This is a genomic window from Bartonella sp. MR168JLCBS (genome assembly GCF_042194175.1).
The window spans coordinates 1-514 of record NZ_JBHIMP010000641.1; the positions used below are offsets into that span (position 1 = coordinate 1).

The window sequence follows — 514 nt, forward strand, 5'->3', positions numbered from 1 at the left end:
CATTCTGCTTGTGTTGGTCCTTATCAGTTAGAGAGTTGGCGTCCTGGAGAAGCTCTTTTATTGCGTGCAAGCTCCAATTATTGGGGGGAAGCGCCTAAATTGAAGAAGATTTTAATTCGCCATGTTGCGGAGCCTGGAACGCAACGTTTATTATTGGAAAAATACGATATCGATGTTGCACGTAATCTGATGCCAGAGGATTTGTCAGATCTCCAAGCAACAACGGATATTAAGGTTGAAAAAGTGTTGGCGCCCTCCATGATTATATGGGGTTTTAATACGACGAACCCTATTTTTGCTAAGGAAAAAGTGCGTTTAGCGATGCGCTATCTTATTGATTATGAAGGACTCAGTAAGACCCTTCTCAAAGATGTTGGTATTCCCCGTGCAAGTTTTATTCCTCTTGGTAATCTTGGGGCTTTGGATGAAAAAGAAGGACAACCCTTTAAACTTGATCTCCAAAAAGCAAAGGAACTTTTAACAGAGGCAGGTTATCCGGATGGTTTTGAGGCCA

General features: G+C 42.0%; 1 protein-coding gene. It reads left to right on the plus strand.

The features are described from left to right. Window positions 1–514 (plus strand): ABC transporter substrate-binding protein (locus tag ACFIK8_RS13155; protein ID WP_375636804.1); only part of this gene is annotated, 514 nt, incomplete at both ends.